The sequence below is a fragment of the Halomonas sp. BC04 genome, from assembly GCF_000568385.1.
The window spans coordinates 1-9307 of sequence record NZ_AZQX01000202.1 but is presented as its reverse complement, the minus strand read 5'-3'; the positions used below and the strand labels follow the sequence as shown (position 1 = coordinate 9307).

Below are 9307 nucleotides of genomic sequence, written 5' to 3'. Positions count from 1 at the left end.
TGCAGTGCAACATAGACTGTTCGTGGGTGCCGAGTCTGCTCCCGGCCAGGACATGGGGATACCTCACGGCTACGATGGTCGCATCCGGCTGACAACGCCTCGGCCGACCTAAAACCGACCGTTCCCGAGCAGGTGAGCAGCGTCATGGTTCGCCCGATGATCTGGCTGGTGAGACGATTGCCGATGGCTGCCCGGCCACATCGTCCTTGGCGCTATCGACTCGTAGCCCGGACGACAAGCGCTCCATGGCGGTTGCCGGTATTGACTGGGAGCGGCCAAGGCTTGCCTGGCCGGAAAGAGAAAGAAGGTTGGTGTTGGTGGTTGTCATGCATGGAGCTCACCGTTCCCTGGGTCGCTGCTCCATTCATGGACCTAAGCAGGCTGAGCTTTATAAATTTCTTAAGCACAGCTCGTGTGAGCATATTGTAGGCGTTACCCCTTCGCCAGCTCCTTCTGCATCGCCACCAAACGCTCGTGTAACATGCGCGCCTTGGCGATAGCCTGGGCCTCGGCATCATCCAGAATCAGCAGCGGTCCATCATCTACTGGGGCGCCGCTCTGCTCAGCTTCCCGCATGGCCTGTACGGCTTGCGCGTGCCGGCCGAGGAGATGCTTGACGTTCAGGCGAATGGTAAACAGCTCCAGTTCCAGCGCATCCTGCTGCTCACGCCGCCTCGCCTTCTCCAGCGGGTCCTCCGTCACCTCCAGGATCGCCAGCAGCGTGCTCTGCATCATCTCCTGGGCCGCCTTCAGCTTCGGCAATATGTCGTATAACAGTTCCTGCAAGGTAATCTGCTGCGTCTCGCTCACGTTATCTTCAAAACTCATTCCCTCTCCTCTGCTGCCGATGGATCCGGCGTATCCAGCATGGCCAGCGTATAGGCTCGCTGATCCTTTACCGCCTTGTCGTAGATTTCCAAAAGCGCCTGGTGGTCCTCCGGCATTCGCTCATCCATGCCGGTCTCCTCGAAGCGGGCCAGGGTGGCGCGGGTGTCGGCGATCAGGCGCTCCAGCTCGGCGATGACTCGATCATATTCTTCAGGCGTCATGTTTATTGACTCCAATGAAAACAGGCGCCACAAGGGCGCCAGCAGTGTGCTTCAAGGAGCAAAGCAAGTTCGGTTTTCTGCCCAGCCGAATCCTTCAGCTCTGTCGGCGCAACACACGAAACTCCCGCTTGTTGATCCCATCATCACAGAGATAGTCCTTGCGCTCGACGTGAAAGCCTACCCCTGCTATCACGGCCGCATTCTCGGCGAACTCGGGCTCCACTTCCTGTGTGCTGCGGATACCGCGACTCTCCAGCAGCACCACGCCACCGGGTGCGCAAAGCGCATACAACAGCCTGCCCAACGCCTCGGCGCCAAGTTCACTACTGGCATGGGCACCACAGGCGAGTATCAGGTCGAAGGGCTTTTTGCTCTTGAAACCCTCGAGACTCTGGTTGCTCAGGCGAATATGTTCAATGCCCAATGTTTCGGCGGCTGCCATGCCCAACTCGGTGTTGAAAGGCTTGGGGTCGAGTCCTTCACCGTGCGCCAGACGCTCGGCCAGGCCGAGCAACAGAAAGCCCTGTTCGGCGCTGACATCGAGTGCTCGAGCATTTTCCGGCAGTATCTCATCGAGACGATAGGTCGCCAGGCGGGTCTCGGTGGGCCGTGAACCGGGCACCCAGGCCGCCGCCAACCCTTGGCGGTAGAGATCGAAGCCCGCCAGGGTGACGCTATCCTTGTGAAGCTTTTTCAACGCCCGAATACGCTCATGCAGCGTAGCGAAAGGCTGCATGACCGAATGGTCATCCAGCTCGGCCAATACGGCCTGCAGGCGCTGCTTGGCCTGCTGGGTAATGTAAGACGCCGGCCGCACTTCAGTTGCCGCCCAGAAGGCCTGACAGGCCACCAGCTGATCTCCTGCTGCCAGACAGGTCAGGCCGTGGCAATAGTGCGACTCGGCCTGTATCCAGGCAGGGGCGGTCCCGGCGGCCGCTATGGCGCCTGCATGGCTCGCCTGTGCCTCCTCCAGCCGACCGACACGGGCCAGCAACCGCGCCTTCAGGCTCAGCCCACGCACTGCCTGATCGTCGTCGAGGACAACATCTGCCAGATCGTCCAGTGCCGCTTCAACGGTCGCCCGGTCCGGCTGAGGATGCAGCACCAGGGCCTGCCATTCCAACCAGCGAAGTCGGGCATCATCCGGGTAGCGACTCCGCAAGGGTTTCAGCGCGGCCTGTGCCTCCCACCACAGGCCGGCACGCAGCAACACCTCGATACCGATCAGGCGCAGGGCGAGTTCTTCCGGTGCCTGATCCAGCGCCCTGTTGAGATGGGCCATGGCCACATCGTGCCCCCCCGACCACGAGGCCAGCTCGGCCCGCAGCGCGCACACCTGTGCGGCGCGGGGAAACTGCTTGCTCCAGTGGGCAACGCGACTTGCCTGACCATCCAGCCTTCCCGCAGCCAATTCACGCCGCACCGCTGCCAGCTCGGCACTGGACGGCCCCGATCGCTCACGATCGAAAAAGCCTTGGCCATCAGATACCGCTCCCCCAGTTCATGGCCGACCTGGCTGAGCAGCTCATAGGTCAGGTCATGGATCTGGTAGACGCTATCGAGCAGAAAGGCCAACTTGAGCCGCTGGGTGTCACTCAGCGCCGCCAGGCGCGCCGCATCCGGAATCAAGAGCGCGCCCGCCTGGGCCAGCTCGGTGGCTTCGGGTCGGCTAATCAGATCATCCCGAGGCGGCATGCACTGAGCGTATTCGAATCCCAGCAGGCGATAGAAGCGCATGCCATGCCGCGCCGCCCAGTGGCTGAGCGCATCCAGGCTGGGCTGACCCTCGTGGGTTGGCTGAAATCGCACCTGGACCTGAATCAGCAACGTGTTGCTGAGGGCATTGCTGCCATGCTCCAACACTGCCAGGCTATCGTGACGATCATCCAGCACCAGCCAGTCGATACCCGGCAGGCCCTCGATGGCATCCAGGGCCACGCTCTGGAAAGGCAGCTTGGCCAGTACCTGGGCACCCTGCCGTTGGCGTTCCGGCAGCCGTTCGGCGGGCAAGGGCGCAAGGGTGCTGCTGAGTGCCGGGTCAAGACAGGCATAGAGGGTTCCAGGTTGGCCATCTCCCAACAGCGCCCGGGGAAAGTGCTGGAGGTGGGGATGACCCCGCCACGGCTCTTCAAGGGTGACCTCGCCGAACGGGTCGAAGGCAATCAGGCTGAAGGCCTCAAAGGCCATCAGCTTTTCCAGATTGGTGCTATTCGTCAGCTTGGCGCCGTTATCGACCACCACCACCCGCTCGGGAAGCTGCCAATCGAAGCTGACCCCTTCACTGGGCCGAGCCTCCTCGTCAGACGCCACCAGCGCGTCAGGCAAGGGCTGGGGGAAAGTGGCCGGCACGTCCATGCGCGGGAAGGCATCGGCAATGGTCTTGTAGCCTTCGATCATCGGCGACAGGCGGTCTCTGAAGCGCTCGCCGATGCCATTGAAGCGGTCGGTCACCGGCATCGGCGCATCGGTGGATACGATCGGGCTGATACTATCCAGCAGAGCGGCATTGCGCCCGACTATCTCTTCATAGTCTTGCTCGCGCTCCAGACCGAGCTCCCCCAGCAGGTTATTCATCACCGTGTGAGAGTCGCGGGTCAGTGCTTCGTAGTCCACCAGATAGACCGGATTGGGCAACACCTGAGCCCAATGGTCCATCACCTTTTCCGAGCAGGCAATCTGGCGCCCCATCTGGTGCTGGTCGAAGCTATAGCGGTAGCCTTTGGGTATCTGGTACTGATGGAAGTAGCCGGTCACGCCCAGGTCGAGCAGATTGCGCACGCAGAAGATGATCGGCACCTTGGGCATCCAGAGTCCGATCAGGCCGAGAAACCAGAGATCGCCGGGCACGGTGGTGACCTTGATATTGTCACCGGGGTCGAGCCGCTTCAGATAGCCCTCGGCGTCTTGGCTAAGCCTGTCCGGATCGAGCTGGGCCAGATAGGCAGGCAATTTCCCTTCCAGCGGCTCCAGCAGCTCGGTGGCGTACTCGCCCAGCACCAAATCCTCTCCCGCCAGGGAGACTCCCTTGACGCCCCGGAAAAGCGATTCCACCAGGCTCTTGCCGGCGCGGGACATCCCGGCAACGATGATCTGAGGGCGTGCTTGCACGCCATGGGGCGCCAGCGTCTCGAACAGCGAAGGGGTAAAGTGGCGGCGGGTGAAGGTCAGGTTCCGCTCCAGCTCGGCACGAATCGGCGGCAGGCTCTCATCCATGATGGCGTTGGCCTGCTCATAGTGGGCAAAGGCCTGGGCATCGTCACCGATATCGAGATACGCCTTGCCGAGGGTATAGTGCACCCCGGCCCTGTCCTGGGGCGTGAGTCCATTCTCGGTCAAGCGCTTGGCCAGAGCCGCGAAGGCCGGGCTATCCGCCGTGAAGCGCTCCAGGTGGGCCATCGTCTGGTACAGGGTGGCGTTGTGGGGCTCCAGCACCTGCGCCTGACGATAGCAGGCCAGCGCCGCCTCTATCTCATGCCGCTCGCGGTGTATGTCGCCCTTGACGATCAGCGCACTCGCCCGCAGGGGCTCCGCCTGCAACACCTGGTCGATCAGCTCAAGCGCCTCGTCGCGCCGTGCACAGCGGTTGAGGCAGGCGGCCAGGTTGATTTTTGCGCCCAGCATGCCCGGCGCCATGGCCAGAGCCTCTCCATAGACCCCGATGGCTGCCTCGAAATGCTCCCGCTTCTGGTGGATTCGCCCCTGAAAAGCCAAGAGCTCGCGGATCGCGGGGAAAGCGACGCTGCAGGGTATGCAGTTCAGACGCCGCCTTCTCCAGCTCGCCGCGACTGAGCAGATCGGCCAAGGCCTTGGCAGCCTTGCCTGACAGGGAGGAAGCACCATGCGGTTTCAAGGGGGAGGGCGTGGCCACGTGAGACTCCTGAAAGTGTGCAGCAAAACGTTGGGCTCAGGTTAGCCTAAACGGAACTTCCAGGCCCAAAAGCAAAAACAGGCCCCCGAATGGGGGCCTGTTCGTTACCGGTGCCACGCATGGACACCTGGCGCCTAGGTTTAACCCAGCAAAGAGAGCACGTTCTGCGGGATCTGGTTGGCCTGGGCCAGTACGGAAGTGCCGGCCTGCTGCAGAATCTGCGCGCGGGTCATGTTGGCCACTTCCACCGCGTAGTCGGCATCTTCGATGCGCGAACGAGCGGCAGACAGGTTGGTCTCGTTGGTGTTGAGGTTGGTGATGGCATCCTCGAAGCGGTTCTGGATGGCACCCAGATCGGAGCGCAGCGCGTCGATCTGTGACAGCGCGTTATCGATGCTTGCCAGCGGATCGACCACGACTTCGGTGTCAGTATCCACGGTCACTACGCCGGTCGCGGTGTCGACTTCAGCAGCGTAGTAGGTGAAGTTACCGTCGGCGTCTTCGTTGCGAACCAGGTACTCGCCAGTGTCACCAATCTCCTGGAGGGTGTTGGTGCCGGTGTCCAGCGCAGCGTTCACGGTAGTAAGGTCAGCTTCAACGGCAGCGGTACCGATTTCAGCAAGGACTTGATCCTCAGTGACTGCTGTGCCGGTAGTTGGTGCTGTGCTAAACGCTGCACCAACCTCGATAGCCCCTGTCTCAGCATTCAGACTGGCCGCATAGAAAGTGCCGCCACCTGATTCGGCATAGAACACGGTTGCACCCGCGGACGTGTTATCCATGATGACCGTAAAGTCGTCACCCAGATCTTGTGATGCCACCATGCTGCCACTGACGTCAGATACCTGCACAGTACCTTCGGCAGTATCAAAGTAGGTCGCACCACTCTGGATAGCCAGGCCACTAGCTTGTGCTGTATTGACGGTAATGGTGCCATCTGCAGCATTGAAAGTGGCAGAATAGTAGGTATTACCGCCGCTTTGAACATACAGGGCATTATCTTCGCCCACTGCAATTGTATAAACAGCGCTTGCGTCTTCAACAAAGCTGAACTCGTTCCACTCCGGCGCTACCGCCGCAGTCACTTCGGTCGTTTCGCTCAGGTTGTCGCTGTAGACCATATCGGTCACATTGAACTGCGCCATGCCCAAAGTAGCGGAGCTGATTTCCTGGAGGTTGACCTCAATGGATTCACCGTCGTTGGCGCCGACCTGAATACTCAGACTCTGATCGGAAGCCAGCACGTTGGTGCCGTTGAAGTTGGTCTCTTCAGAGATTCGGTCGATCTCTGACAGGCGCTGGGTGATCTCGTCCTGGATAGACTGCAGGTCCGCTTCAGAGTTGGTGCTGTTGGCCGCCTGTACGCTGAGTTCACGAATCCGCTGCAGGTTGTCGTTGACCTGGTTGAGCGAGCCTTCGGCGGTCTGGGCCAGGGAGATGCCGTCGTTGGCGTTGCGCTGCGCCTGGGCCAGGCCGCCGATCTGGGCGGTCATGCGGTTGGCGATGGCCTGACCGGCAGCATCGTCCTTGGCGCTGTTGATGCGCAGGCCGGAGGAGAGACGCTCCATGGAGGTCTGCAGGGCGTTCTGGGACTTGTTCAGATTGGACTGGCCAATCATGGAAGTGATGTTGGTATTGATCACGGACATGTGATGTTCCTTCCTTTCGTTGGGGGCTCCATTGGCGGGCCCGCTGATCTTGGTGTTGCGGTCCTGTCTGCCGGACCCGCCGCAACGGCGCCGTTGGCCGTTACCCTGAATAACGGCATCTTTCGGGGGGACTTTAGGGAATCGGTGAAAAAAAGTTCATCGGCGATTGACAGGGCCTGCGGCCAGCGGCGCTCCCGGGCCTCAGCGCAGCAGCACCAGCACGGTTTCCGGCAGGCGGTTGGCGCCCACCTGGATGTTCAACCCTCGGGTTTCACCCAGCACACGAATGCCATTGAAGGCGGTCTGCTGGGTAATGCGATCGACCTCGTCCAGGCGCTGATCGATCTCGTTCTGGATCGAGGCGCGATCGCTGGGGCTCAGGGTGGCGTTACCCGCCTGGTCGGTGAGCTCGCGAATGCGCTGCAGGTTGTCGTTGACCTGGTTCAGCGCCCCTTCCGCGGTCTGAGCCACGGAGATGCCGTCGTTGGCGTTGCGCGCCGCCTGGTTGAGCCCGCTGATCTGGGCGGTCATGCGGTTGGCGATGGCCTGGCCGGCATCAAGCCGCAGATACCGCCATCAGTCTTTCATAATGTATCCAGGCAATCTGCCTGCGCATAGCGTTTGGGAGTCAAACACTTTTGAGAGACCTCGCCAGGTGTCGCAGCCCTTGGTCGCGCCCGGAATAAGGATACTATATTATCCATTAAAGCCTAATTTTTGCTACAATGGGTATCACAGTATCCACCATTGAATTCGCACATGCGCCTCTCTCTTCTCACCGCCAGCGATGTTCAGCACGACCTGGCCAAGGCCATTCGTCGTAGACGGCGCGAGTTGAAACTTTCACGCAACGCCCTGGCCGAACGCAGCGGGGTGCCGGCACCGACAATCAAGCGGTTCGAGATCACCGGGCAGATTTCGCTGCGCCAGTTTCTGCTGCTGTGGCAAAGCGTGGACCAGCTGGAGCGTGTGGCGGTGCTGACAGCGCCACAACCGAGCACGCCGCAAAGCATCGAGGAGGTGCTGCGCGATGACTAAGTTCGTTCCCGTACGGCAACTTGAAGTGCTGCGCCGACTCAGCGACGGCCGCCAGACACTCGTTGGTCGGCTGGCACAGAACCGCCAGGGCGTGTTCTTCCAGTATGACGAGGCCTATTGCCGCCACTTTCACAGCCTCTCGCCGTTTCGGCTGGCGTTCGACACGCGCCTGCAAGGCGCGCCGCGCGACCCGCACCATGGCCTCCACGGGCTGTTCGCCGACTCGCTGCCGGATGGCTGGGGGATGATGCTGATGGATCGCCTTTTTCGTCAGCATGGCATCTCGCCGCATGACATTACGCCAATGGACCGCCTGGCTTTCGTCGGCGAGCATGGCATGGGGGCCTTGAGCTACCGCCCGGCATCCGAGCTTGTCGCCTCCAACGAAGCCGCCCCTCGGAGCAACCTGGGTGAGCTGGGCGAACAGGCCCGCCGCCTCTTCGAGGGTCAAACCGACACCGTACTCGCCAGCTTGGCCCAAGCCGGCAGTTCAGGTGGCGCCCAGCCAAGGTGCAGGTGTATCTCTCGCCAGGTGACAGCGAGCAGGCCAGTACCTTCCTTGCCAAGGGCTGGAGCCTTGGCTGGTCAAGTTCACCTCGGGCACGCTGGCATTGGGGCATGAGGAGGGGCTATGCGAGGCTGCCTACCTGACCCTTGCCAATCGTGCCGGCATCGATACGCCCGAGTGGAAACTGATCGCCCCGCCCGAAACTTCCCCGGCATTTGCCTGGTTGGCGCTGCGTCGCTTCGACTGCAGCGAGCAGGGGCGCTACCACATGAGCAGTGCCTGCGGATTACTGGATGCCGATTTCCGTCTGCCATCACTGGATTACGAAGATCTGATCAAGGCGGGCCAGGCCCTGTGCGGTAGCCCAGCTGTTGGGAGAGCGTTGTTTCGTCGCGCCCTGTTCAACCTCTTCACCTGCAACCAAGACGATCACAACAAGAACTGGGCTTTTCTACTCGATGACGAAGGCCAATGGCGCCCCGCCCCCGCCTTTGATCTCACCTTCAGCCCCAGCCCCTATGGCGAACACGCCATGGCATTTAAAGGACATGGCAAGAATCCGCCACTCAAGGCCGTTCGGTCGCTCGCCGAACAGGCGGGTTTCACTCGCTGGAGCGAAGCCAAGCAGGTGATAGAGGAGGTCGTGACGGCGGTAAGCGGCTGGGATGCCACGGCGAAAGAGCTAGGTGTCAGCACCCAGACGCGTCGGGAAATACAGCGCCGGTTAGACGCCATTCAAAACGACAACCGCCCGCTATGGGGCGGCTGAACAAATTATCGTTATAGGCGCTCAATCGATTGGCGCTCAATCCCGCCCAAGCTGGGCGTTCATCATGTCGAACTGCTCGGTCAGATAGGAACTGGTCTGATTCATGTTGGCGATCATGCTGTCGAGCTGGCCGAACTGGGTGCGGTAGCGCTCGATGGTGGTGTTGATGCTCTGCTCCATGCGCCCATAGCGGTCAACGAGGCTGTCGATGCGGTTTTCGGCACCGCTGATGGAGTTCTCCACCACCCCGTTGCTGCTCATCAGTTGCCCCAGGGTCTCGTTGAGCTGGCCTGCCATGCCGGGGGTTTCAGCGTTGCCGGTGAAGAACTCGCCCAGCGCATCCATGTCCTCGCTGATCACCAGGTTGAGCCGGTCCTCGTCCAGCGCCAGGGTGCCGTCGAGCTGCAGCGAGATGCCCACGTCCGC

Annotated in this window: 10 protein-coding genes and 1 pseudogene; 3 read left to right on the top strand and 8 right to left on the bottom strand. The window is 61.2% G+C overall.

Features of this window, described 5'->3' with window-relative positions; translation table 11 throughout:
- Positions 1 to 142: 142 nt before the first annotated feature.
- From Q427_RS35370 to Q427_RS14185, 7 genes and pseudogenes are all read right to left on the bottom strand, one after another.
- Positions 143 to 328: a flagellin N-terminal helical domain-containing protein gene (locus tag Q427_RS35370; RefSeq protein WP_269321246.1), complete on the bottom strand. Its 186-nt coding sequence runs from the start codon at positions 326 to 328 to the stop codon at positions 143 to 145.
- A gap of 104 nt (positions 329 to 432) precedes the next feature.
- Positions 433 to 828 carry a hypothetical protein gene (locus Q427_RS14210; protein ID WP_043515013.1) on the bottom strand — a complete coding sequence of 132 codons (396 nt, stop codon included), beginning with the start codon at positions 826 to 828 and terminating at the stop codon, positions 433 to 435.
- Positions 825 to 1049 (bottom strand): hypothetical protein, encoded by a 225-nt coding sequence (locus Q427_RS14205; protein WP_051496387.1) that lies wholly within the window; start codon positions 1047 to 1049, stop codon positions 825 to 827. Before Q427_RS14205 ends, Q427_RS14210 begins: the two co-directional genes overlap by 4 nt.
- A 94-nt stretch (positions 1050 to 1143) precedes the next feature.
- Positions 1144 to 2331, bottom strand: coding sequence for a class I SAM-dependent methyltransferase (locus Q427_RS14200; RefSeq protein ID WP_043515012.1), 1188 nt, complete (start codon positions 2329 to 2331; stop codon positions 1144 to 1146).
- Positions 2274 to 4760: a sulfotransferase gene (locus tag Q427_RS14195; protein WP_043515010.1), complete on the bottom strand. Its 2487-nt coding sequence runs from the start codon at positions 4758 to 4760 to the stop codon at positions 2274 to 2276. The genes Q427_RS14200 and Q427_RS14195 overlap by 58 nt, the downstream gene beginning before the upstream one ends.
- A gap of 297 nt (positions 4761 to 5057) precedes the next feature.
- Positions 5058 to 6566 carry a flagellin N-terminal helical domain-containing protein gene (locus Q427_RS36935; protein WP_043515007.1) on the bottom strand — a complete coding sequence of 503 codons (1509 nt, stop codon included), beginning with the start codon at positions 6564 to 6566 and terminating at the stop codon, positions 5058 to 5060.
- 237 nt (positions 6567 to 6803) lie between these two features.
- Positions 6804 to 7121: pseudogene (locus Q427_RS14185) on the bottom strand (flagellin N-terminal helical domain-containing protein); the annotation flags it as partial.
- Between the two features lie 204 nt (positions 7122 to 7325).
- On the opposite strand from Q427_RS14185, the gene Q427_RS14180 reads away from it, so the two are divergent.
- From Q427_RS14180 to Q427_RS34095, 3 genes are read left to right on the top strand one after another with little or no spacing between them, the layout of a single operon-like run.
- Complete coding sequence (locus Q427_RS14180) at positions 7326 to 7604, top strand: helix-turn-helix domain-containing protein (protein ID WP_043515006.1); 279 nt, start codon at positions 7326 to 7328, stop codon at positions 7602 to 7604.
- On the top strand, positions 7597 to 8226 hold the full coding sequence (locus Q427_RS34100) for a HipA N-terminal domain-containing protein (RefSeq protein ID WP_231613698.1): 630 nt from the start codon (positions 7597 to 7599) through the stop codon (positions 8224 to 8226). The genes Q427_RS14180 and Q427_RS34100 overlap by 8 nt, the downstream gene beginning before the upstream one ends.
- Positions 8216 to 8881, top strand: a complete 666-nt coding sequence (locus tag Q427_RS34095) for a type II toxin-antitoxin system HipA family toxin (RefSeq protein WP_231613697.1) — start codon at positions 8216 to 8218, stop codon at positions 8879 to 8881. The genes Q427_RS34100 and Q427_RS34095 overlap by 11 nt, the downstream gene beginning before the upstream one ends.
- A 36-nt stretch (positions 8882 to 8917) precedes the next feature.
- On the opposite strand, the gene fliD is transcribed toward Q427_RS34095, so the two are convergent.
- On the bottom strand, positions 8918 to 9307 hold a 390-nt coding region (fliD, locus tag Q427_RS14170; protein ID WP_043515003.1), incomplete at its 5' end, for a flagellar filament capping protein FliD.